This window comes from Streptomyces actinomycinicus (genome assembly GCF_016741775.1).
GTDB classification, from domain to species: domain Bacteria; phylum Actinomycetota; class Actinomycetes; order Streptomycetales; family Streptomycetaceae; genus Streptomyces; species Streptomyces actinomycinicus.
Genome location: NZ_JAERRK010000004.1, coordinates 258700 through 281813 on the forward strand (window position 1 = coordinate 258700; position 23114 = coordinate 281813).

Sequence of the window (23114 nt, forward strand, 5' to 3'; positions counted from 1 at the left end):
CTGGACGCCGGAGGGCGCGGACTCGGGCGCGTACGGCACGCGGGCGTCGAGTCGTGCGGTGCCCGCGTGCCGTTCAGGCGGGGTGCGCGTGCGAGGAGAGCCACCGGAGTCACCGGGTGCGGTGCAGGCGCCGGCCCTCGTCGGGTCGTGCACCGCACCCAGGGGATGGAGCCGGTCTACAGCGCGCGTTCCAGGCGGTCCGCCATCAGCTTGACGAACCGGGCCGGTTCCTTCGGCTGTCCGCCCTCGGCGAGCACCGCCAGGCCGTGCAGGACTTCGGCGGTCTCGGCGAGTTCCGTGTGGTCCTCGCGCTCCTTGTACGCCTGGTTGAGGCCCTTCACGAGCTGGTGGTCCGGGTTGAGTTCCAGGATCCGCTTGGCCCTGGGCACTTCCTGGCCCATCGCGCGATACATGTTCTCCAGGGCCGGGGTCAGGTCGTGCGCGTCGGAGACGACGCAGGCCGGGGAGACGGTGAGGCGGGAGGACAGGCGTACTTCCTTGATGTCCTCGTCCAGCTGTTCCTTCATCCAGCCGAGCAGCCCGGCGTACTCCTCGTTCTGCTTCTCGCGTTCGCCGTCGGAGGTGTCCTCGTCCTCGGCGCCGAGGTCGATCCGGCCCTTGGCGACGGAGCGCAGCGTCTTGCCCTCGTACTCACCGACGGCGTCGGCCCACACCTCGTCGACGGCGTCGGTGAGCAGCAGCACCTCGATGCCCCGTTCCCGGAACGCCTCCATGTGCGGCGAGTTCTCGATGCTCTGCCGGGACTCGCCGGTCAGGTAGTAGATGTCCTCCTGACCGTCCTTCATCCGCTCGACGTAGCTCTTCAGCGTGGTCGGCTCGGTGTCGTGGTGCGTGCTGGCGAACGAGGCGACGGCGAGGATGGCGTCGCGGTTCTCGGAGTCGGTGACCAGCCCCTCCTTCAGGACGGTGCCGAACTCCCGCCAGAACGTGCCGTACCGCTCCTGGTCCTTGGCCATCATCTCCTTGACCGTGGACAGCACCTTCTTCGTCAGCCGTCGGCGCATCATCTCGATGTGGCGGTCCTGCTGGAGGATCTCGCGCGAGACGTTGAGCGACAGATCCGCCGCGTCCACGACACCCTTGACGAAGCGGAGGTACGGCGGCAGCAGCGCCTCGCAGTCGTCCATGATGAACACGCGCTTGACGTACAGCTGCACACCCCGCTTGAAGTCCCGCGTGAACAGGTCGTGGGGGGCGTGCGCGGGCAGGAACAGCAGGGCCTGGTACTCGAAGGTGCCCTCGGCCTGGAGCCTGATGGTCTCCAGCGGGTCGCGCCAGTCGTGGCCGATGTGCTTGTACAGCTCGTGGTACTCGTCCTCGGACACCTCGTCACGCGCCCGCGCCCAGAGCGCCTTCATGGAGTTGAGCGTCTCGGGCGCGGGCGCCTCGTCGCTCTCGCCGGCAGCGGCGGGCCCTTCCGGCAGCATCCGGATGGGCCAGGTGATGAAGTCCGAGTACCGCTTGACGATCTCCTTGATCTTCCACGGGGAGGTGTAGTCGTGGAGCTGGTTCTCGGGGTCGGCCGGCTTCAGGTGCAGCGTGACCGACGTCCCCTGCGGCGCGTCGTCCGCCGTCTCCAGCGTGTACGTGCCCTCGCCGCGCGACGACCAGCGCGTGCCGTGCGACTCACCGGCCCGGCGGGTCAGCAGGGTGACCTCGTCCGCGACCATGAAGCCGGAGTAGAAGCCCACGCCGAACTGGCCGATGAGCCCCTCTTCCCCGGCCGCGTCCTTGGCCTCCCGCAGCTCCTGGAGGAACTTCGCCGTGCCCGAGTTGGCGATCGTGCCGATGAGCCGGCCCACCTCGTCGTACGACATCCCGATGCCGTTGTCCCGCACGGTCAGGGTGCGGGCCTCCTTGTCGACGTCGATCTCGATGTGCAGATCGGAGACATCGGCGTCGAGCGAGTCGTCCCACAGCTTCTCCAGGCGCAGCTTGTCCAGTGCGTCGGATGCGTTGGAGACGAGCTCCCGCAGGAAGACATCCTTGTTCGAGTAGACGGAGTGGATCATCAGCTGAAGCAGCTGACGGGCCTCTACTTGAAACTCAAACGTCTCGGTCGGCATGTTCGCGAACACCTCACAGGTCCTGTCGCCGGAACTGATGGCAGACACAGTAAAACACCACGTCAGGGCGGTGGCCGGATTGTGAGGCAGGTGGCTGGATCTGACTCTCGACGCGGCTTGCGTGGTCCAGTGGTCATGACCATCCGCTGCCCGGGTACTCGGCGGTTCCGGGTCCCGGCCCGCCGGACGGGCCGACGGGCCTTCGGACAGTCGAACGTGACAACGGAGGCACACAGATGAGCAAGGTCAAGGAAGCGGTGGACGTCGACGTTCCGCTGCACACCGCCTACAACCAGTGGACGCAGTTCGAGCAGTTCCCGAACTTCATGGAAGGCGTCGAGGAGGTCATCCAGCTGGACGACCGGCACAACCACTGGACGACGAAGATCGGCGGAGTACGGCGCGAGTTCGACACCGAGATCGTCGACCAGCTCCCCGACGAGCGCATCACCTGGCGCACCACCAGCGGCGACACCGACCAGAAGGGCACGGTCCGCTTCGAGCCCCTGGACGAGACCCACACGAGGGTGGAGCTGGTGATGGACATCGAGCCCAGGGGGGCGGCGGAGAAGGTCGCCGACGTGATCGGCACCATCGACCGGCGTGTCAAGGGCGACATGAAGCGGTTCAAGCAGTTCATCGAGGAACGCGGCGCGGAGTCCGGCAGCTGGCGCGGCCGCATCCGTCCCGGGGGCGCGGGACCGGCCGTGTGACCGGCCCGGCTCCTGATGCGTAGGGTCGCGGCGGGCGACTCCCGAAGCCCCCGCAGCACCGTCCGTGCCCGCCGGGGCCGGCCGGTGCTGCGGGCGCGCTCGCGGCGGTTCAGGGTCGGTCACGACACGGTACTGCGCACCTGGACCGGCACCGCCCACCACTGGTCCGGGCGGTCCACGACCGGAGCGCTCGGGCCGGTGCCGAGGACGCGGGTGAGGCGGAGGAGGTAGGCGGCGATGCCGGCGGCGCCTTGCATCCAGGTGGTGGCCGGCGGGAGCAGCGGTGGGTTCCTGCGGTGCTCCAGGAAGCGCCAGCGGGCGCCCGCCTCGTCCCTGACCGCCCGTGCGACCAGTGCGTCGCCCATCGTGCGCGCCGCCTGCCGGAAGGTCTCCGCTCGTGCCGAGCCGGCGCAGTCCTGCGCAGCGTCCAGGAAGACGTCGCCCACGCCCGCCGTGCCGCAGCAGCGGCCGTCGTTGTCCCAGAAGCCGGGGCGCAGCCGCTGCGGGACTCCCGAGGCCAGGATCGAGGCCAGGCTGCGGTCCCGCAGATCGCCGACCGGGATGCCCGACACCTCGGACACACCCGCGTGGGACAGCGCCGTGAACAGGTGCGAGGTGCCTGCCGGGCCGTGGCACCAGGTGTACGTCACCGGTTCCACGTCCCGTGTCGACGGCGGGATCGTGTGCGGGACGGTGAAGCCGCCGTCCGCCAGGGAGCCCACGGACAGGACGTGCCGGGCTCCCTGGACCGCGGCCTCGACGAAGTCCTCGCGGCCGAGCGCCGCACCCGTCACGGCCAGCGCCGCGGCGACCCCGGCCGTGCCGTGCGAGTAGTTCGGGCTCCGCGACTCGGAGCCGGGCACGATCCCCCAGTCCAGGCCCGCCGTGGTCCGGTCCGCCACCCCGAGCAGGGCCTCGCAGCCCGTCGTGGCGATCTGCTCCGCCAACTCGCCGCCCGCCCAGATCGCCGTGAGCACCACGCCGGCCGTGCCCATGACGAGGTCGTTGATCGGCCTGTCGGAACCCGCTTCGAACTCGAGGGTGGTCTTCCAGCCTTCGGGGGTCGCCAGCTCGGCCAGTCGTCGCAGAGGGACCGACTCCTGGCCCGGGGCGAGCAGCTTCAGCGCCGTGGCGTCGCCCGCCAGACCGTCGTACAGGGACGGTTCGACCCGGCGTTCCGCCTGCGTCGAGAGCCTGGCCACGATCCCCGCCGCCAGCGCCTGTTCGCCCTCGCTCAGCTCCCGGTACTGTGCGATCTCCGCCAGCACCGGAGCCAGGCCCGCGATCCCCGCGTACAGCGTGTCGCGGTCCTCCGCGGGTGATGTGCCGGGGCCGTCCTCAGGAACCTCCACCGGCAGCCAGGGGCCTTCGTCCTCACGGACCTGGTCCATTACCCATGACCAGGCGGCCTCGCCCAGTTCCCGGTACACGTCGTCAGCCGTCACTCCGACACGCTACAGCGGCCCGATGGGCACGGACATGTGATTTCGGCTCCGCGAACCGGTCCTCGACGATGGCCCGGCAACTTCGGGCACTGGGCCAGGAAACAGCGATGGCAAGGAGTTCATCCGCTCCTTGCCACTATCAACTTATAGCGCACCCGGGGGCTTGCGGCAAGGCCCCCGTCGTCCCGCAGAATTGCCGGCCGAGGCCAGGAAGCTGTGGAAACGGGGTGTTCGAACCATGCGTGCGCTTTTGTCGACATATGGGTCACGCGGGGATGTGGAACCGCCGGCGGGACTCGCCGTGCGGCTGCGGGAGCTGGGCGCGGAGGTCCGCGTCTGTGCGCCGCCCGACGAGGACTTCGCACAGCGGCTGGCCGGGGTCGGCGTGGCGCTGGTGCCGGCCGGCCCGTCGGCGCGCGCCCTGACCGAAGCGGCGCCGGCAGGTCGTCCTTCCGCGTGAACCGCCCCGCCGCACCCGACGGTCGCACGTCACCCCACTACGGAGCCGCCTTCATGAACACCTTGACCACCAGTGCATTCGACCTTCCCGGCCGACTCGCCGCGAAGGCCGACCCGGCGCTGATCGCCGGCGACGAGCAGCATTTCGCGGCCGTCGCGGCATGCCTGCAGCAGGCGATCGCGGACGTGTCCGAACGCCTCGAGGCCCAGCTCAGGGCGCCCGGTGGGGTCGGCCGGGCCGCGATGGACCGGGACGTGGAGGTGCACCGGCTGACCGGCCGGCTGCGCACGCTGCGCCGGCACGGACTGGACCTGTGCCTGGGCCGCATGGTCGGCGTGGACGACGCCGAGCCCGTGTACGTGGGACGGCTGGGCCTGACCGACAGTACGGGGCGCCGGCTGCTGATCGACTGGCGCTCCCCCGCCGCCGAGCCGTTCTTCGGCGCCACCCACGCCGATCCGATGGGGCTGGCGAGCCGCCGCAGGTACCGCTGGATCGGCGGCCGGATCAGCGACTACTGGGACGAGGTGTTCACCGCGGACGGGTTCGCCGGGCACGCCGCGCTCGATGACCAGTCCGCCTTCATCGCCGGCCTGAACAGCAGCCGGTCGCCGCGGATGCGTGACGTGCTCGGCACCATCCAGGCCGACCAGGACGCCATCATCCGCGCCGGATCCCGTGGGGCGCTCGTGGTCGACGGCGGTCCGGGCACGGGCAAGACCGTCGTAGCACTGCACCGCACCGCCTACCTGCTGTACGCGGACCCGCGTCTCGGTCACCGCCGGGGCGGTGTGCTGTTCGTCGGTCCGCACCGGCCCTACCTGGCCTACGTCGCCGACGTCCTGCCCAGCCTCGGCGAGGAGGGCGTGCAGACCTGCACCCTGCGGGACCTGGTCGCCGAGGGGGCCGGCGCGGCGGCCGAGGCCGATCCCGAGGTGGCCCGGCTGAAGTCGTCCGCGCGGATGGTGAAGGCGATCGAGACCGCCGTACGGTTCTACGAGGAGCCGCCCGCCGAGGGGTTGACGGTCACCGTCGACTGGACCGACGTCCGGCTGACCGCCGACGACTGGGCGGAGGCGTTCGAGGCGCCGGAACCAGGCACTCCGCACAACGAGGCGCGTGACCAGATCTGGGAGAAGCTGGTCGCGATCGTGCGGGACAGGTACGACGGCGACGACATCCCGCCCGAGCAGTTCCGCAGGACGCTGCGGCAGGACAAGGAGCTGGTCGGGACCCTCAACCGGGCCTGGCCGCTACTCGAAGCGGCCGACCTCGTCTCGGACCTGTGGTCGGTCCCCGCCTACCTGCGGATGTGTGCCCCCTGGCTCGGTCCCGACGAGGTCCGCAGACTGCAGCGCGCGGACGCGCAGGCCTGGACGGTGTCGGACCTGCCGCTGCTGGACGCGGCCCGGCACCGGCTCGGCGATCCGACGGCGGAGGCGCGTGAGCGGCGGCGCAGGGCGTCCGTCGCCGCCGAACGCGCGCGCATGGCGAGGGTGATCGACGACGTGCTCGCGGCCGACGACGACGGGGAGGGAGCGGTGACCATGCTGCTCGGGCAGGATCTGAAGGACACCCTGGTCGACGAGGCCGCGCTGCCCGGCGCGGAACCGGACCTGCTCGCCGGGCCGTTCGCGCACATCGTCGTGGACGAGGCCCAGGAACTGACCGACGCGGAGTGGCAGATGCTGCTGCTGCGCTGCCCGTCCCGGAGCTTCACCATCGTCGGGGACCGGGCCCAGGCCCGGCACGGGTTCACGGAGTCCTGGCGGGAAAGGCTCGGGCGAGCAGGGTTCGGCCGGATCGACCAGGCCTCGCTGACGGTCAACTACCGCACGCCGGAGGAGATCATGGCGGAGGCCGAGCCGGTCATCCGCGCCGTGCTCCCGGACGCCAACGTGCCGGCCTCCATCCGCAGCAACGGCGTGCCCGTGGTCCACGGCTCCGTCTCCGACCTCCGCGCGGTCGTCGACGGCTGGCTCGCCACGCATGCCGACGGTACCGCCTGCGTCATCGGCGACCCCGCCTTCCGGGCCGTGCCCCGTGTCCGGTCACTGCCCCCGGAACTGTGCAAGGGCCTCGAGTTCGACCTGGTCGTCCTCGTCGATCCGCAGAAGTTCGGCGAGGGCGTCGAAGGGGCGGTGGACCGCTATGTCGCGATGACCCGGGCGACCCGGCAACTGGTCGTCCTCACCAGCTGCTGACGGCGGCCTCCCTGCCCGGTCCTCCTCCGGTCCCGGGCGGGAGGGTGCTCGTCACTCGGACGTGCAGGTCGGGACGCCGTCCAGCCAGGCCGGGCCCTGGATGTAGATGTTGGTGACCCAGGCGTGGTAGTCGGGGAGGTAGGACCAGGCGTCGTTGGTGTAGCCCTCGGCGGTGACGACCTCGGCGTGCTTCTGGCAGGCGACGCGGATGGTGGTCGGACCGGGGAAGGCGTAGACGCGGGCGGCCCGCAGGGAGGGCTCCGCCTTGGTCCAGACACCGGTGCCCCAGGTGCGGAAGACCGGGCCTTCCACGGTCGCGGTGTTGATGCGGACGGCCCCGAAGTAGTCTCCGCCGAGGCGGACGTCACTGACCATCAGCTTGGTTCCGGACTGCCGGGCCTCCACCATCTTGCCGGCGCCGAGGTAGAGGGCGATGTGGTGCAGGTCCGCGGAGGTGCCGTAGGCGAGCAGGTCGCCGGGGCGCAGCGGGGCGAGGCCGTCCGCCGCGGTGAAGCGGTCGGCGGTGCGGTAGGTGTAGTACTGGGTGCTCGCGTCCCCGTTGAGGATGTCGGCGCCGGTGGCCTGGGCGTAGGCGTACCGGACCAGGCCGGAGCAGTCGAAGCCGAGGCGTTCGGGGTCGTGTTCGCTTGCCGGGTCGGTGGGGTCCACCGTGCCGTAGGTGGGGCCGGGCCGGGCCCCGTGGCCGCCGCCCCAGGTGTACCAGGTACCGGCTGCGACCTGTGCGCAGGCTGCGTCGACGGCCCGTTCGGCCGCCGTGGAGGCGCCCGGCGCGAGGACGCCGCAGTCGCCGGCCGCCGTCCTGGCCGGCCCGTGTGCGGCGATCGCGGACGGGGTGAGGAACAGCGCGGTGAGCAGGGTGATGAGTGTGGCGATGGCTCCGGTTCGCCTGAGCATGCCGGGACCCCCGTTTCCTGGTCTGGTCGTTGCGGTCGGGGTGGGTCGAGACGGTCTGGTGCACAGGCTTCCCGGCCGGGGTGCGCCGGTCGAGACCGCCGGGCGGACCTCCCGGGACGGGCAACGGGAAACCCTCGGGAAACCCCGGCCCGGCAGGGCGGCCGTCCGGCGGCAGGGGCGTGCGGAGACCGCCGGCGGGACGCCCGGCGGTGCGTACGTGCGTACGTGCGCAGGACGTTCAGTGGCGCGGACGTGCCGACGCAGCGCGGTCGTTCAGTGGCGCTGACGTGCCGACGCAGCACGGTCGTTCAGTGGCGCTGACGTGCCGACGCAGCACGGTCGTTCAGTGGCGCTGACGTGCCGACGCAGCACGGTCGTTCAGTGGCGCTGACGTGCCGACGCAGCACGGTCGTTCAGTGGCGCGGGCATGCGGAGGTGTGGAGGGCCGGCTCGCCGGGGAGCAGGGTGTGGCGGGTGGCCGGGTCCATGGTTCTGTCCATGCGGCAGACGTCCGCCAGCCGCGCCCCGACGTCCAGGCTCCACATGCGGACCGTGCCGTCGTTGCTGCTGCTCGCCACGGTCCGGCCGTCGGGTGCGAAGGCCACGCCCCACACCGCGTTGGTGTGACCGGTGAGCGTGGCCCAGGGCCGCCGGCCGGGCACGTCCCACAGGCGTACCGTCCGGTCGTTGCCGCTGCTGGCGAGAAGCCGTCCGTCCGGGGAGAAGGCGAGTCCGCGCACCGAGCCGGTGTGGCCGGTCAGCGAGCCGAGGGGGCGGTGCCGTGGGACGTCCCACAGGCGTACGGTGCCGTCGTTGCCGCAGCTGGCCAGGGTGCGGCCGCCGGGGTCGAAGGCGACGCCCCGGACCGCGCCGGTGTGGCCGGTCAGCGTGGCCAGCGGCCGGTGCGTCCGCGCGTCCCACAGACGCACCGTCAGGTCGTCGCCGGCGCTGGCCAGTGTCCGGCCGTCGGGGCTGAAGGCGACGGCGTTGACGTAGTCGGCGTGGCCGGTGAGGACGGCGAGCGGGTGGTGGCCGGTGACGTCCCAGAGGCGAAGGGTGCGGTCGGCACCGGCGGAGGCGAGGGTGCGGCCGTCCGGCGCGAACGCCACCGCGAACACGGCTCCGTGGTGGCCGTGCAGCACGGCGCTCGGACGATGGGCCGCGAGGTCCCAGAGGACCACCGTCCCGTCGGAGCCGGCCGAGGCGAGGGTGCGACCGTCCGGCGCGAAGGCGACCGTGGTGACGCTTCCCTGCCGGCTCTCCAGGGTCGTCGTAGTGTCGCGCCGGGCGGGGTCCCACAGGCGTACGGTGTGGTCGGCGTCGGCGGTGGCCAGCAGCCGCCCGTCCGGGCGGTAGGTGACGGCGGAGACCTCGGTGAACGGGTGTGCGGCCAGGCTCCTGCCGCGCAGGTCCCACAGGACCACGGACTGGTCGAACCCGCCGGTGGCCAGGAGCGTGCCGGTGGGGTCGACGGCGACGGACATCACGTAGTCGGTGTGTCCGGTGAGGGTGGTGACGAGCCGTCCGCTGCGGACGTCCCAGAGTCTGGTCGTACTGTCGCCGCTCGAGCTGATCACGGTGGTGCCGTCGGGGGTGTAGGCCACGGCGTTGACGTCGTCGCTGTGCCCGGTGAGCACGGCGGCCGCCCGCCGCCCGTCGACGTCCCACAGTCGTACCGTACGGTCCACTCCCCCGCTGGCCAGGCTCCGGCCGTCGGGCGCGAACGCCAGGCCGAGCACCTCGTCGGTGTGACCGTGCAGGACGGCCACCTGCTCGGCCCGGCGCGGGTCCCACAGCCGTACGGTCCGGTCGGCGCCGGCCGAGGCCAGCAGCTTGCCGTCGGGGGCGAACGCGAGTGCGTCGACCTGACCGGAGTGGCCGGTGAGGCGGGCCTTCCGCCGGGGGGTGCCGGCCGTGTCCCAGAGCTGGACGGCTCCGTCGGTGGTGGCGACGGCGAGGGTGTGGCCGTGGGGGGTGAAGGCGACGGCGCGGGCGCCACCGGTGTCCGCCGCCGGCAGGGGGGTGGCGCGGGCGGAGCGGCCGGGGGACCACAGCCGTACGGGTCCCAGGGACGAGGTGACGGCGAGGGTACGGCCGTCCGGGCTGAAGGCGACGGCGCGGATCCGGCCGGGGACGGTGAGCGTCGCGGTGGTCCGGTGGTCGGTCAGCCGGCGCAGCCGGACCGTGCCGTCCGAGCTGCCGGTGGCCAGCAGCCGGCCGCCCGGCGCGAAGGCGACCGCGTTGACCGGCCCGCGGTGTCCGCCGAGCCGGGCCGCGAAGGGCTCCGCCTGGGTGCTGAGCAGGGCGCCGCGGGCCGTGGCGGTCGGTTCGGTGCGGTAGGCCGCGGCGGCGAGCAGCATGGATGCCTCGGGGCGGCCCCCGGCCAGCAGGGTCGACCGGACGGCGAGTGCCTGGGAGCGGGCGAGGCGCTCCTGGGCGAGCGCGTCGGCCCGCTGCCGGTAGGCGAGAGCGCCGGCGGCCAGGGCGCAGCCGAGCAGAACGACGAGGGTGGCCACCATCGCCTGTCGCAGCCGGGACTGACGACGGGCCAGGCGCTGCCGGGTCTCCTCCTCCGCCTGGCTGGCGCGCAGGAACGCGTCCTCGACGGGACCGAGCGGGCCGAGGCCGTCCGCGTCCCCGGCCCAGGTGCGCACGGTGTCCAGCCGGGCGCCCCGGTAGAGCGCCGACGGGTCGCGGCCCTCGCGTTCCCAGGCGGCTGCCGCGTGGGCGAGCTGCTGACGGGCGAGGAGGCCCGCCCGGTCGGCGCTGATCCAGGTGCGCAGGCGGGGCCAGCTGTGCAGCAGGGCCTCATGGGTGATCTCGACGCTGTCGCTGTCGACGGTGACGAGCCGGGCGCGGACCAAGACGTCGAGCGCGGTGCCGGCGCCCTCCGCGTCGGCGAGCTGTGTCATGAGGGCGGTACGGCCGACCCGGCGCCGGGTCGCGCCGGCTCCGTCGGAGACCTGCACGAGCCGGGACAGGATGCGCCGGATGGTCTGCTGCTCGGCGGGGTACAGCTGGGCGAAGGCGTCCTCGGCGGTGCGTGCCACGGCGCCCTGGATGCCGCCGGTGCTCTCGTACCCCGCGACGGTCAGCGCCCCGGACTCGCGGTGGCGCCAGGTGGCCAGCAGTGCGTGGGAGACCAGCGGGAGCGCGCCGGAGGGAACGGTCTGCGCGCCGGGTTCCGCGGTCAGCCCGGCGTCCCGCAGCAGCACCGGGAGCAGGCCGGGGTCGAGGGTGACGCCGGCCAGTTCGGCCGGCCGGGTGACGGATTCCCGTAGCTCCGCGGTGGTCATCGGGGGCAGTACGTAGAGGCCGTCGGTGAAGACGGGGGCGAGTTCCGGCAGTTCGAGACAGCGGCCGGAGAAGTCCGCGCGTACGCCGAGGACGACCGCCGCGGGGTCGTGGGCGGGTGACGGCGGTGGGGCGGCCAGGGTGCACAGCACGCGGGCGAAGGTGCGCCGTTCGGTGTCGTCGGCGCAGAGGGTGAAGAGTTCCTCGAACTGGTCGACGAGCAGGACGAGCCGGGGCGGTGGTGGTGGCCGCTGCCCGGCCGGCGTCGGCTCCGTGCGGGTCCGTACGGCCGTCAGGAGGGCCTCGGGCTGTTCGCCCAGCTGGGCGGCGGTGAGATCCAGGTCGCCGCCGAGGGCCTTGGCGGTGCGTTCCAGCAGCTCGTCCAGCGGGTGCGCGGTCGGTGTGAGGGTGACGACCGGCCACCGGCCGGCGCCGGCCATCGGGAAGCCGCCGGGGCGCCGGAGTGCGGGCACGAGACCGGCGTTGAGCAGGGACGACTTGCCTGCGCCCGAGGGGCCGACGAGCAGCAGCGGCCCTTCGCCGATCCGGCCGAAGAGCCGTTCCACGAGCGCGGCCGTGGCCCGTTCCCGGCCGAAGAACCGGCCGGCGTCCTGTGTGGTGAACGCGGACAGTCCCGGATACGGGCAGGCGGGGCCGGTGACATCGTTGCCGTCGTCCGGTTCGGCCGGGCGCGGCGGTGCGACCAGCCGCAGCAACGCGCCCTCGGCCCGCAGGATCTGGTCGCAGCGGCGGGCCACGTCGAGGGTGGCCCGTTTCGCACCGGTCTCGATCTTGCTCAGATAGCCCTTGCTGTAGTGGGTCTGTCTGGCCAGGTCGGCGAGCGACAGGCCGCGCTGCTGCCTCAGTCGTCGTAGTTGTGCGGGGAAGGACGGCGTGGTCGGCGCCGTCCGTTCCCCGTCGTTCTCGTTGCGGTCGCCGGTGTCGGCTCCCTGTTGCGGCTCCCCCAAGGCGTCCCCCATGGCAAAGCGTTGCCCAGGCCGTGAGACGGCGGGAGCCCAGGTTACTGCCGGGGTGGGACACGTGGCCCAGCCAAGGGTGGGGAGTGACCGAAAACGAGCTTCCGGAACCGCGGCTGCGGTTCCGGAAGCTCCCCCCGTGGCCCCTCCGCCGGCCGAAGGTGGGGTTACGGCCGGTTGAGGGTGATGGAGTTGATCGGAGTGAGGTCGGCGTAGACGCCCGTGCCCTCGGCGATGGGGGCGCCGCAGCCGGCACCGTTGTAGCCCGTGCACAGGCTCGCGGTGGCACCGCCGTACTGGTTGTTCAGGACCCAGTGGCGGCCGAACTGGTTGCTGAGGTTGTGCGGGCCGTAGCTGTAGAAGACCAGGCTCGGCGACTGGGCCGGGTTCTGGTTCTGCGGGTAGACGCACACGGCGCCGTCCGGGCAGCCGGCCCACGGGTCGGCCGCCGGCTTGGCGTGCGCCGCGCCGGTCATGGCCATCACGGCGGCAGCGGCGGTGGCGAACGCGGCAGCCCCGCGAATCGTCTTGCGCATGGTTCCCCCTTGCAGTTCTTCTGCGTCGTCGCAGGTCGTGCTCGGTGCTGACGGCACCAGCGTTGCGGCCGCGCCCCGCCGCGGTCGACGGGTTTCCCGTCGCCCATCGCCCTGCCCGGGTGGGAAACCGTGGCTGAGCAGGAGGAGCGGGAGGGCGTGGGCAACCGGCCGGGGGCCGCGGCGGGCATGGGGACGGTGGCGGGCCCTGTGGCCGGCACCTGGCGGTGAGGGTCGGTGCCTGGCGGTGGGGGCTGCGGAGCCGCGGAACGGCGGTGGGGTCGGTGCCTCGTCCGGGGCGGGCCCGAACGGCCCAGCGGTGCCGCGCCGTTCGCGGGTTCGGCGGGCCCGGCGGTCAGACTTGTCGGGCCGTGGCATCCGCTTGCGCTCGAAGGGAACCAGCCCGCCCATGCACATCGATCTGACAGGACGCACCGCACTGGTCACCGGCTCCACGCAGGGCATCGGCGCGGCCATCGCCGTCGCCCTCGCCCGGGCCGGGGCCCGCGTGGGCGTCAACGGGCGTGACGAGAAGCGGGTGGCCGAGAGTGTCGCGGCGCTGGCCCGCGAGGCTCCCGGCGGGCAACTGGTGCCGGTGGCCGCCGACGTGGCGGGCGACGAGGGCGTGGCCCGGGTGGCGGAGGCGCTGCCGCAGGTGGACATCCTCGTCAACAACCTGGGCGTCTTCGGCGCCGCCGACCCGTTGGAGATCACCGACGAGGAGTGGCGGCGCTACTTCGAGGTGAACGTCCTCGCCGCCGTACGGCTGACCCGGCTGTACCTGCCGCGGATGACGGAGCGGGGCTGGGGGCGGGTGCAGTACGTCGCCAGCGACTCGGCGGTCGCCATCCCCGCGGAGATGATCCACTACGGGATGTCGAAGACGGCGCTGCTGGCGGTGAGCCGGGGGTTCGCCAAGAAGGCGGCGGGCACGGGCGTGACGGTGAACTCCGTCATCGCGGGGCCCACGCACACCGGTGGCGTCGAGGACTTCGTGTACGGCCTCGTGGACCGGGAGCTGCCCTGGGAGGAGGCGCAGCGGGTGTTCATGCGGGAACACCGCCCGCAGTCGCTGCTGCAGCGGCTGATCGAGCCGGAGGAGATCGCGCACATGGTGGTCTACCTCAGCTCCGAGCAGGCATCCGCCACGACCGGCGGTGCGCTTCGGGTCGACGGCGGTTACATCGACTCGATCCTTCCCTGACCGTGTTCACGTCCCCGCACGCTTCGTCAGCCGGAACACGATCCCGGTGGCCGTCCGTTCGCGGCCCCCGGCTGTGCATGCGTCGAGCCGGCCGTCGAGCGCGCGCATCCACTGGTGGGCCTCAGCCCCCGCGCCTGGCCGGGCGTGCCGAGGGGCCGGGCGCGTGTGGTGCGGGCCGGGCCCCTCGGCGTGCGGGTCAGGTCAAGTGGTGGGTGTCGTTGAGGGTCTGCACCGTGGCGGTGCCGTCCTCGTCGTACGTCACCGTCGACAGGGAGGCCGCCGCGACTTCCATGCGGAACAAGCTGTGCGCCGGGGCCTGGAGGGCGAGGCGGATCAGGGTTCTGAGCGGTCCGACGTGGGAGACGACCAGAACCGTGGCGCCGGCGTACCGGGCCATGAGGCCGTCTCTCACCGCGGTGACCCGGCGGGTGACCTGTCGCATGGTCTCGCCCCCGCCCGAGGGGGGACTGTCGGGCGAGGCGAACCATGCGTTCAGGTCGTCCGGGTGGCGTTCGCGGACTTCGGCGAAGGTCAGGCCCTCCCAGCCGCCGAAGTCCGCTTCCCGCAGGTCCCGGTCGACCTGGACGCCCAGGCCGAGGCGCGCGGCCACGGAACCGGCGGTCTCCCGGCAGCGCCGCATCGGTGACGTGACGACCGCGTCGATGCCGCCGCGGCGGGCGAGGGCGTCCGCTGCCGCCCGGGCCTGGTCGCGTCCGACCGGGGAGAGTCCCGGGTCGGATCCTCCGCTGCCGGAGAGCCGCCGTTGCGGGGTGAGCAGGGTTTCGCCGTGCCGCAGCAGTACGAGCGTCGTCACGTCCCTCACTTCGCGTTCTTCGCGAAGTGGTCCCGGACGGCGTCGGTCTGCTTCTCCATCACGTCGATGATGGCCTCGACCACGTTCAGGTCGGCGTCCTCGGCGATCTCCAGGATCCGGGACCACTCGAAGAAGCTGCGGGCCGGGTCGTTGGTGATGGGGCGCACGCGGATGGTGGCCTCGTAGCTCTGGACCCCGCTGGTGGGGGCGACGGCCCGGTAGGACTGGGTCTTGTTGATCTCGTCCCGGGCGGCGATCTCCTGCTGGACCAGGCCGCCGTTGAGCGTGAGCCTGAAGTCGTAGCGGGCCGGGACGGTGTCGACCGAGCCGCCCTCCGTCCAGGTGACGTCGGTGTGGATGTCCAGGTCGCCCGGGGAGACGATCTCGAGAATCTGCATGGCGTCACGGACCGTCCCCCACACGGTGTCCGGGTCGGCCTCGAGGATGGTGGAGTGGTACATGGTGTGCTTGCGCTGGATCGGCACGGGGTGTTCCTTCTTCTGGTAGGTGACGCGGTCGGTCCGGGTGACCCACGCGTCGGACGGTTCGGTGCGGCCGCCCTCGCGGCTATCGCGTGGGCCGCGGGGACTCGCTCTTGGCGATCAGGTGGTTTCCGAGGACCAGGTAGTCGATCTCGGTGCCCATGAAGCAGTTCAGGGCGTCGGTGGGGGTGCAGACGATGGGTTCGCCGGCGACGTTGAACGAGGTGTTGATCAGGCAGGGGGTGCCGGTGAGTTCGATGAACTTCCGCAGCAGTGCCGTGAGCCGTGGGGTGCCCTCGTCCGTCAGAGTCTGGATGCGGGAGGTGCCGTCCACGTGTACGGCACCCGGGATGCGGTCCTTGTACTCGTCACGGACGGGGAAGACGAACGTCATGTAGGGGGAGCTGGTCTTGCGCCCCATGTCGAAGATCTGCGGCGCCTGCTCCTCGAGGACGAGGGGAGCGAACGGGCGGAAGGGTTCGCGGTGCTTGACCCGGGTGTTGATGATGTCCTTGATGTCGGTGAATCCGGGGTTGGCGAGGATGCTGCGGTGCCCCAGTGCGCGTGGCCCGTGCTCGATGCGGCCCTCGAACCAGCCGATGACGACCTTCTCCGTCAGCAGCTTCGCCACGTGCTCGACGACCTCGTCGTCGTCGAGGCGCGTGACGACGACGCGGCCGGTGAAGCCCTCGACGGCCTGCTCGATCGCGGCGTCGTCGTAGGCCGGGCCCAGGTAGGGGGTGACGGGCGCGGAGGCGGCGAGGATGTCCGCCGGATCGGTGCCGGGGTGGTTGAGCCAGGCGTGGGCTGCCGCTCCGATGGTGATGCCGGTGTCGGAGGCGCCGAAGCTGACCTGCATGTCCTCGAAGCGGGAGCCTTCGAACAACGGGGTGTTGTTCAGGCAGTTCAGGGCGACGCCGCCTTCGAAGAGCAGCCGGCCGAGATCCGTCCTCCTCTCCAGGTGGCTGACCTGGTGGGCGGTGGCGACGTTCAGCATCTGCTGCGCGGCGGCGGCGACGCGGGCCTTGTAGGCGAGGGTGTCCTCGAAGGGGCCGAAGTACTCCTCGAACAGGGCGTCGTGGCTGTGGGGGTCGTCGGTCCGAAGCGGCTCGGTGAAGGTGTAGCGGCCGTCGTCGTGCAGCGTCAGCAGGCGCTCGACGAACGGGTTCGGAGCCGGGGGCGCGGTGTATCCGGCCAGGCCCATCACCTTGTACTCGTCATTGTTGGGGACGAAGCCGAGGAAACGGGTGAGGGCGGAGAACAGGGTGCCCATGGAGTACTCGGAGCCGGTGACCGTGTCGTCGAAGACGGTGATCCGGCCGCCGCGGATCTCGCCCGCCAAGGTCGAGAAGCGTTCGGCGCGGCCGTCACTGACGAGGAAGGCGGCGTCCTTCATGCCGGCGAGGTAGTAGCCGGTCGTGGCGTGGGCCAGGTGGTGCGGAACGAAGCGGACCTTCGCCGGGTCGGGGCGGTGTCCGGTGCGGGCCTCGAAGTCCGCGAGGATCGCTTCGTGGCTGACGACCTGGTCGAACAGGTCGGCCATGTCGGCCATGAGGCCGGACTTGGCCGGCTGGGGCATCGGCGAGGTGCGGATGCCGTCGAGGATCTCGTTCAGGATCCCGGTGGACCAGTTCCAGGGGAAGGCGAACAGGTCCACGTCGTCGAACGTGATCCCGGCTTCCTCCAGGCACCAGTCGATCGCGTTCGCGGGGAAGTCGGTGGTCTTCTTCTCCCGGTTGAGGCGTTCTTCCTCCACCGCGGCGACCAGGCGGCCGTCGATCAGGAGCGCGGCGGCGGCGTCGTGGCCCAGGAGGTAGTGCTTGTTGATGCCGGTCGCACCGAAGCGTTCGGAGAAGAACTCCGACACCCGGCTGAAACCATTACATCCGAGAACAATCACAGCATTCTTTCCGGTCATGGGGCTACTTGGCGATCAGCAGGTCGCGGAGCTGTTCGCCGGCCGCGGGTGCCTGGCACAGGCCCGCGCCGGTGAATCCGGCCGCGTACAGGAAGCGGCGGGTGGGGTGTTCGCCGATCAGGGCACGGTTGTCGGGGCCGGCGTCGAAGTCGCCGGCCCACGCGTGATGGAGGCCGGTGCCCTCCAGTGCGGGGAACAGGGTGCCGAGCTGGCCGGCGATGCGGCCGAGCCAGGCCTCGCGCGATTCGCCGGCCTTGGGCACGCCCATGGCGAGGAGAATGCGGTCCTTCCACGATCGGATCCGCAGGCCGGATGTGGCGTGCATCGTCATGGGCATCTCGCGGTGCGGCGACTGCGGGACGTCGGTGAACAGCATCTCGATCCCACGGGGAGCCATCGGCAGGTCGAGCGACGCCATGGATGCCACCTCGCCGGACCAGGGGCCGGCCGTGCACACGATGCTCTCCGCCTTGATGCTGCCCTGCGGGGTGTGGAGGGTGTTGTCGTCGTCGATGTGTGTGACGGGTGTGTGGGTGAACAGCCGGGCGCCGTGCCTGCGGGCGCCGGCGGCGTAGCCGCGGACGATGTCGAGGCCGTCCACGTGGTAGGCCTCGGGGGACCAGGCGGCGGCCAGGACGGCGCGCTCGTCGATCAACGGGTTGAGTCCCCACGCTTCGCGGGCACTGATCAGGCCGACCTGGACACCGGCGGCCTGCTGGGCCTCGAGGCCGGCCTCGAATGCGGCGATCTGCTGTTCGTCGGTGAACAGCACCATGAGCCCGAGCCGCTTCAGGGCGAGGGGGGCCGCGGTGTGGCGGGCCAGGTCGTGATAGGCGTTCAGGCTGCGTACGGCCATCCGGCCGGTGCCGGGGTCGCCGGGGAAGTAGGTGCGGATCATGCCCGCCGTGTGCGCGGATGCACCGCCGCCGAGGCTTCCGCGTTCCAGCAGGACGGTGTCCACGCCGGCTTCGGCGAGGTGGTAGGCGGCGGAGGTTCCGATCACTCCCCCGCCGATGACGACGGCGTCAGCGCGGGCAGGCAGGGCGCTCAAGGTCTTCCTTCTCCTGTGGTGCGGGATTCATGGCGGGGATGAGCACCGGTGTCGTCATCTCCTCGGCGGGCTCCGCTCGGGGCATGGCTACGCGCATTCCGCGGCGCCCTGCTGGCGCAGGTGGTCGCCGGTCTCCCACGGGTACAGCTGGAGGTTCCAGCCGCCGAGACAGTTGATGTAGAGGGCCATCTGGCTGGTGACGGCGTAGAAGTCGTCACGGTCGAGGGCGTCGAGGACGTCGAGGAAGCGCTGGGTGAACGCCCACAGCTGCTCCAGGCCGCAGTACCCCAGGAACTCGGCGGGGACCCCGACCAGGAGGCGGGTCATGTGGACCAGGGAGGGCATGGGCATGTCCTGGACGGCGGCGCGGACGAGTCCCCCGTAGGCGGCGTAACCCAGGGGCCGGGTCTCGCCGTTGACGAACAGCAGGGTGGGGAGGACCGTGCCGAAGTTGCCGGCCCGGGAGGGGATGACGCCCTGGTGGAGGTCTTCCAGCTCGGCCGGCGGCACGAGCCAGGTCTTCTCGGTCTCTGCGGCGATGTCGGCGATCAGGCGGCGGGCGTCCGTGTTGGTGGCGTGGAGCACCGGGATGCGGTGGCCGCCCGGCTCGCCCGCGCGGCGGACCTCGGCGAGGATCTGCTTCTTCGTGGAGTAGACGGCGTCCCATATCGCCGCCCCGGCTTCCAGCAGGGCAGGCATGTCCGCCTCCCGGATCCGGCCGACGGGGGTGGCGGGCATCGGCTCGGTCAGGGTGCCGTACTTGATGCCCAGGTGCTGCAAGCCGGAGCAGAACACGGTGCCGTCGGGCGCCTCGCGCCGGTCGGGGATACGGGTGGCGTGGGGGGTGTGCAGCAGGGCGGGTATCGGAGCCACGTGGTAGAGGTGCTCGCCCGCGATGAGGGCGTGTCCCTGGAGGCTCTGGTAGGGCAGGGACTCCCACAGGGCGTCGGCGAGTGCCGGGTTGCGGTCGTCGAGGTCGGCGGCGACCGTGATGCCGAGGTCGGGCCAGGAGATCTCGATCTGACGGCCAGGCAGCTTCTCGGACAAGACTTTCCCCGTTCGTTGGTTCGTGCTTGCCCGAGGAGTAGATCGTCAACAGGCTTGTTTCAGACAGGCGTTGAAACCATGAAACCTGGGCGGCCCGAGTGATCCGGAGTTTGTGCATTCCTACAAGGACCGCAGCTCAGGTGGACTGGTACGCGGGCGGCTTCATGGTTCCCGGGCCACTGCGGACGCAGCGGCCATGGCCGGCGGTGTCCTTCGGGCCGGCAGCAGGCACCACCTGCGGCGAACGGCTCCCCCCTCCCGGGCCGGCGGAGCCCGGCGAGGTGGCGGCATTCCGGAAAGAGCCCGAAGATTGAGAAGCGCGCGGGGCAATGACGGTTGCCCGAACGGGCACCGGAAGCGCTTTCCCGTGACCGATGTCACGATTCGCGATGCCCGGTCCCTTCCTTTAACCGTCCGGTAAATCAACAGACTGTAAAAGGACGCCTCGGCGGACCGTCCGGAGAGTAGGCAAGAGGCGTGAACAGGACGGCAGTTGACAGCGTTGGCCTGGACAGATAGCCTTTCTGTCTGCTATGCGCATCTAATCTTTATTCGGCACCCGACCGACTAACCCGCGGACGATCTAATCGAAGTCGGCCAGAAAATGGCCGAAACCCTTCGCTCCATGGATTTCGAGCCACCTCGTGGTTGAACCAGCGGTAAGAATCGACGCATCAATGAGGACGTAGCATTGAGGTCCACCCGTGGTACGCGACAGATGCACATCGGGGGACCGGAGGATGCCACATCCCTTGCGCGGTGCAGGTCCGGATCACATCGGTGGACGGACGCAGAGCATGCGGGACGCCGGCCGGACGCCATGGCCGTGCACCCTCCCCCGGCGCGCCGCCTTTGCGGCGGTGCGGTCGCCCTCGCAGAATTCCCACGCACCGTTGTACGACGCAGCCTCGTCTCGGGGGAACGGGGCACCACCTCACTCGGAAAGATATTCAAGGGGGGAGCCACGATGCACTTTTTCGGCCGAACGAGAGAACTTCAGATCCTGGGTGAAGCGTTCACCGAAAGCGCCCGGGGACACGGCCGGCTCGTGATCATCACGGGCGGCCCCGGTTCCGGCAAGACGCAGCTTGTACATGAATTTCTCATGACGCTGAACAACACCGGCGCCCGCATACTGACCGGTACCGCCTGCCCGTCCGAAAGAAATCAGCCAATGAGTCTGGCGGGGCAATTACTACGCAACGCCGATACGGAGTTCACCGTCTCGTACCACGCCCCGCCCGTGAACTCGCCGGCGGAGAACCGCCCGTCCACGGAGCCGGGGCACCGAGCCGCCCACACATCCAGCGGGCACGCCACGGCCGACGCCCTTCTGCGCCTCGCCCGCGACGAGCGCCCCCTGGTCATCGCCGTGGACGACGCCCACGCCATGGACCGGGCCTCCCTGCGCACGATCGTCAGCCTGCTGCACCGCAGCCGCTCCCGGCGGCTGCTCGTGGTGTGCGCGACTTCGGGCCACCTCGGCGCGATGCGCTCGCCGGCCCACACCGATCTGCTCCGCCAGCCGCACCGACGCGTACGCCTGGCTCCGCTGTCGGAGGCGAGCATCGGCGAACTCCTGGCCGCGCAGGCCGGACAGGCCCTGTCCGGCAGCGTTCGCAGCGCCTACCACGGGGCGACCGCGGGCAGCCCCCTCCTGGTGCACGCCCTGCTGGACGACAGCACCCGCTTCGGCGCCGAGATAGGCAGCCCCGTCGCCGGCGCCGCCTATCGCCAGGCCGTGCTGTCGCTGCTGCACCGCGGCGAAGCGGACCACGTCCGGGTGGCCCGGGCCCTGGCCGCGCTCGGCGCCCTCGCCGAAACGGTACCCGTCGGAGAGCTGACCGGGACCACACCGGCCGGCACCCAGGAAGCCGTCGACGTGCTCAACTCCTCGGGACTGCTGGACGGTCACGCCTTCCGGCACCCGACCGCCGCCGACGCGGTCCTGGAGGACATGGACGCCGCCGCACGATCCCGTCTGCACGGCCGGATCGCCCACATGCTGTATCGTTCCGGCGCCCCCGCCGTCGAGGTGGCACGGCACCTCCGTGCCGCGGACCTCGTCCCGGAGGGATGGGGCGCGGGGATCCTGCGCGCCGCCGCCGAACAGGCCCTCGCGGCGGACGACATGGAGCGCTGCACCGACTACCTCGGCCTGGTCCTGCGCGACTGCTCCGACGAGCACGAACGGCACGCCCTCTCGGTGGCGCTCGCCCGCGTGGAGTGGCGCACCAATCCGGCGGCGGCCGCTCCGCACCTGGAACCGCTGCGCGCGTCCGCGCTGGCCGGCGAGCTGACCATGCGGGACACCGCCACCGTCCTGCGGTACATGCTGTGGCGTGGCGACACCGAACTGGCCGCCCAGGCCGTGGCCACGCTCGTCCGCGCCCAGTCGACCGCCGACGCCCAGATCATCGCCGAGGTGGAGTTCGTACGGCAGTGGTTCTACGGCGTCGCGCTGCCCGGCAAGGGCGCCCCGCCGAGCGGCCTCGACCCGCGCCGCCGGCAGGCGCTCGCCGCGACCTGCGGCCTGGCCGCCCGGGTGGCGGCCCTCATCGGCGGTGAGGCCACCGACGAGTCCGCCGCGGCCGTCGCGCAGGCTCTGCAAGGGCATCAACTGGACCACCTCAACCTTGAGTTGGTCGCCATGTCGCTGCTGGCCATCGCCCACGCGGACCGGCCCGCGGTCGCCGCCGAGGCCTGTGATGCGCTGCTGGAGTGCGCGGTGCAACGCCGGGCGACGACCTGGCAGGCCCTGCTCGGCGGCATCCGGGCGGAGATCGCCCTGCTCCAGGGGGACGTGACCGCCGCCGCGCAGGGCGCCCTCGCCGCGCTCGGCACACTGCGCGCCCAGAGCTGGGGGGTGCTCATCGGCCTCCCGCTGTCGACGGCGATCTCCGCGCTCACCGCGATGGGCTCCTACCCGGAGGCCGAGGAACTGCTCAAGCACGACGTGCCCGAGCCGATGTTCCGTACCGTGTTCGGCATCCAGTATCTGCGTGCGCGTGGGCATCACTACCTCGTCACCGACCGGCCCTTCGCCGCGCTCAACGACTTCGAGGCCTGCGGGCGGCTGCTGCGGGAAGGCAACCCCAGCCTGCAGAAGGGCATACCGTGGCGGTCCGACCTGGCCCTGGCCAACCTGCGGATCGGCAAGGCCCGGACGGCCCGGGAGTGGGCGGAGGAGCAGCTGCGGCTGCCGGGCGGCCACAGTTCCCGGGCCCGGGCCATGGCGCTGCGCCTGCTGGCGGCCACCAGCAAGCCGCACCGCCGGGCCTCGCTGCTGCGCGAGTCGATCGACCTGCTCAAGGCGTGCGGGGACCGGTACGCGCTGGCCCAGGCGTACGCCGATCTGTCCGCGGCGCACTACGAACTGGGCGAGTACGCCCGGGCCCGGCTGGTGGCGCGGCAGGCGGCGCGGGAGGCCGAGGCCTGCCGCATCGAGTCGCCGGTCGACGCGCACCTGCTGGAGGATCCGGTACGGTCCGACAGCGCCGAGACGGAGGCCGGCCCCGCCATCCTGAGCGACGCGGAGTGCCGGGTCGCCGGACTGGCCGCGCTCGGGTACACCAATCGTGAGATCAGCACCCGGCTGCACGTCACGATCAGCACGGTCGAGCAGCACCTCACCCGTGTCTACCGCAAGCTGAACGTGGCCAGCCGTTCCGAACTGCCGTCGAAGATGCTGGAGCACCGCATCCCGAAGCTGTCGGACCGCTGGGCCAGCACCCACTCGTCCACGGGCTGAGAGCACCCACCCCTCCTTTTTGCGCACGCTCTGAGAGCGCTCCCTCTCCTCCTGCACGGTCTGAGAGCGCTCCCTCTCCTCCTTCTCGCGCACGGCCGCAGAGCGCTTCCGCCCGTCCCTCCCGTGCACGGGCCAAGGGCCCCTCCCTGTCGTCCGTGCGGGCAGCGGGCCGCGGCCCCACCGGTGACACCACCGGTGGGGCCGCGGAGCACGGCGCCG

Annotated in this window: 13 protein-coding genes and 2 pseudogenes; 5 read left to right on the forward strand and 10 right to left on the reverse strand. The window is 71.6% G+C overall.

Annotated features, from left to right (window positions below):
• Positions 1-176 precede the first annotated feature (176 nt).
• A complete protein-coding gene (gene htpG / locus JK359_RS10745) occupies positions 177-2087 on the reverse strand; it encodes a molecular chaperone HtpG (protein WP_201834335.1) in 1911 nt (636 codons plus the stop codon).
• 236 nt (positions 2088-2323) lie between these two features.
• Here htpG and JK359_RS10750 point away from each other — a divergent pair, with 236 nt between their 5' ends.
• Positions 2324-2800 (forward strand): SRPBCC family protein, encoded by a 477-nt coding sequence (locus JK359_RS10750; protein ID WP_201834337.1) that lies wholly within the window; start codon positions 2324-2326, stop codon positions 2798-2800.
• Between the two features lie 119 nt (positions 2801-2919).
• Here the strand turns inward: JK359_RS10750 and JK359_RS10755 are convergent, their stop codons facing one another.
• The gene (locus tag JK359_RS10755) at positions 2920-4245 is read right to left on the reverse strand and encodes a lanthionine synthetase LanC family protein (RefSeq protein ID WP_307788053.1); all 1326 of its coding nucleotides are present in this window, start codon (positions 4243-4245) and stop codon (positions 2920-2922) included.
• Between the two features lie 238 nt (positions 4246-4483).
• On the opposite strand from JK359_RS10755, the pseudogene JK359_RS10760 reads away from it, so the two are divergent.
• Both JK359_RS10760 and helR read left to right on the forward strand, forming a co-directional pair.
• Positions 4484-4684 (forward strand): annotated as a pseudogene (locus JK359_RS10760) (glycosyltransferase); the annotation flags it as partial.
• Between the two features lie 74 nt (positions 4685-4758).
• A complete protein-coding gene (gene helR, locus JK359_RS10765) occupies positions 4759-6909 on the forward strand; it encodes an RNA polymerase recycling motor ATPase HelR (RefSeq protein ID WP_201834339.1) in 2151 nt (716 codons plus the stop codon).
• A gap of 51 nt (positions 6910-6960) precedes the next feature.
• Here helR and JK359_RS10770 read toward each other — a convergent pair whose 3' ends face one another.
• The 3 genes from JK359_RS10770 to JK359_RS10780 form a co-directional block, all read right to left on the reverse strand.
• Complete coding sequence (locus JK359_RS10770) at positions 6961-7824, reverse strand: C40 family peptidase (protein WP_201834341.1); 864 nt, start codon at positions 7822-7824, stop codon at positions 6961-6963.
• 413 nt (positions 7825-8237) lie between these two features.
• Positions 8238-12086 carry an nSTAND1 domain-containing NTPase gene (locus tag JK359_RS10775; protein WP_201834343.1) on the reverse strand — a complete coding sequence of 1283 codons (3849 nt, stop codon included), beginning with the start codon at positions 12084-12086 and terminating at the stop codon, positions 8238-8240.
• 176 nt (positions 12087-12262) lie between these two features.
• Positions 12263-12631, reverse strand: a complete 369-nt coding sequence (locus JK359_RS10780) for a hypothetical protein (protein ID WP_201834345.1) — start codon at positions 12629-12631, stop codon at positions 12263-12265.
• A 406-nt stretch (positions 12632-13037) separates the two neighbouring features.
• On the opposite strand from JK359_RS10780, the gene JK359_RS10785 reads away from it, so the two are divergent.
• The gene (locus JK359_RS10785; protein WP_201834347.1) at positions 13038-13832 is read left to right on the forward strand and encodes an SDR family NAD(P)-dependent oxidoreductase; all 795 of its coding nucleotides are present in this window, start codon (positions 13038-13040) and stop codon (positions 13830-13832) included.
• Between the two features lie 196 nt (positions 13833-14028).
• On the opposite strand, the pseudogene JK359_RS10790 reads toward JK359_RS10785, so the two are convergent.
• From JK359_RS10790 to JK359_RS10805, 5 genes and pseudogenes are all read right to left on the reverse strand, one after another.
• Positions 14029-14640: pseudogene (locus JK359_RS10790) on the reverse strand (histidine phosphatase family protein); the annotation flags it as partial.
• Between the two features lie 11 nt (positions 14641-14651).
• The gene (locus tag JK359_RS38910; protein WP_307788054.1) at positions 14652-15131 is read right to left on the reverse strand and encodes an SRPBCC family protein; all 480 of its coding nucleotides are present in this window, start codon (positions 15129-15131) and stop codon (positions 14652-14654) included.
• 82 nt (positions 15132-15213) lie between these two features.
• Positions 15214-17046, reverse strand: coding sequence for a carbamoyltransferase family protein (locus JK359_RS10795; protein WP_236677614.1), 1833 nt, complete (start codon positions 17044-17046; stop codon positions 15214-15216).
• Between the two features lie 4 nt (positions 17047-17050).
• Positions 17051-18097 (reverse strand): NAD(P)/FAD-dependent oxidoreductase, encoded by a 1047-nt coding sequence (locus tag JK359_RS10800; protein ID WP_201834351.1) that lies wholly within the window; start codon positions 18095-18097, stop codon positions 17051-17053.
• A gap of 87 nt (positions 18098-18184) precedes the next feature.
• Entirely contained in the window at positions 18185-19144 is a 960-nt protein-coding gene (locus JK359_RS10805) for a cucumopine synthase-related protein (protein ID WP_201834353.1), read from the reverse strand.
• Between the two features lie 967 nt (positions 19145-20111).
• Here JK359_RS10805 and JK359_RS10810 point away from each other — a divergent pair.
• A complete protein-coding gene (locus JK359_RS10810) occupies positions 20112-22895 on the forward strand; it encodes an AAA family ATPase (protein WP_201834355.1) in 2784 nt (927 codons plus the stop codon).
• Positions 22896-23114 lie beyond the last annotated feature (219 nt).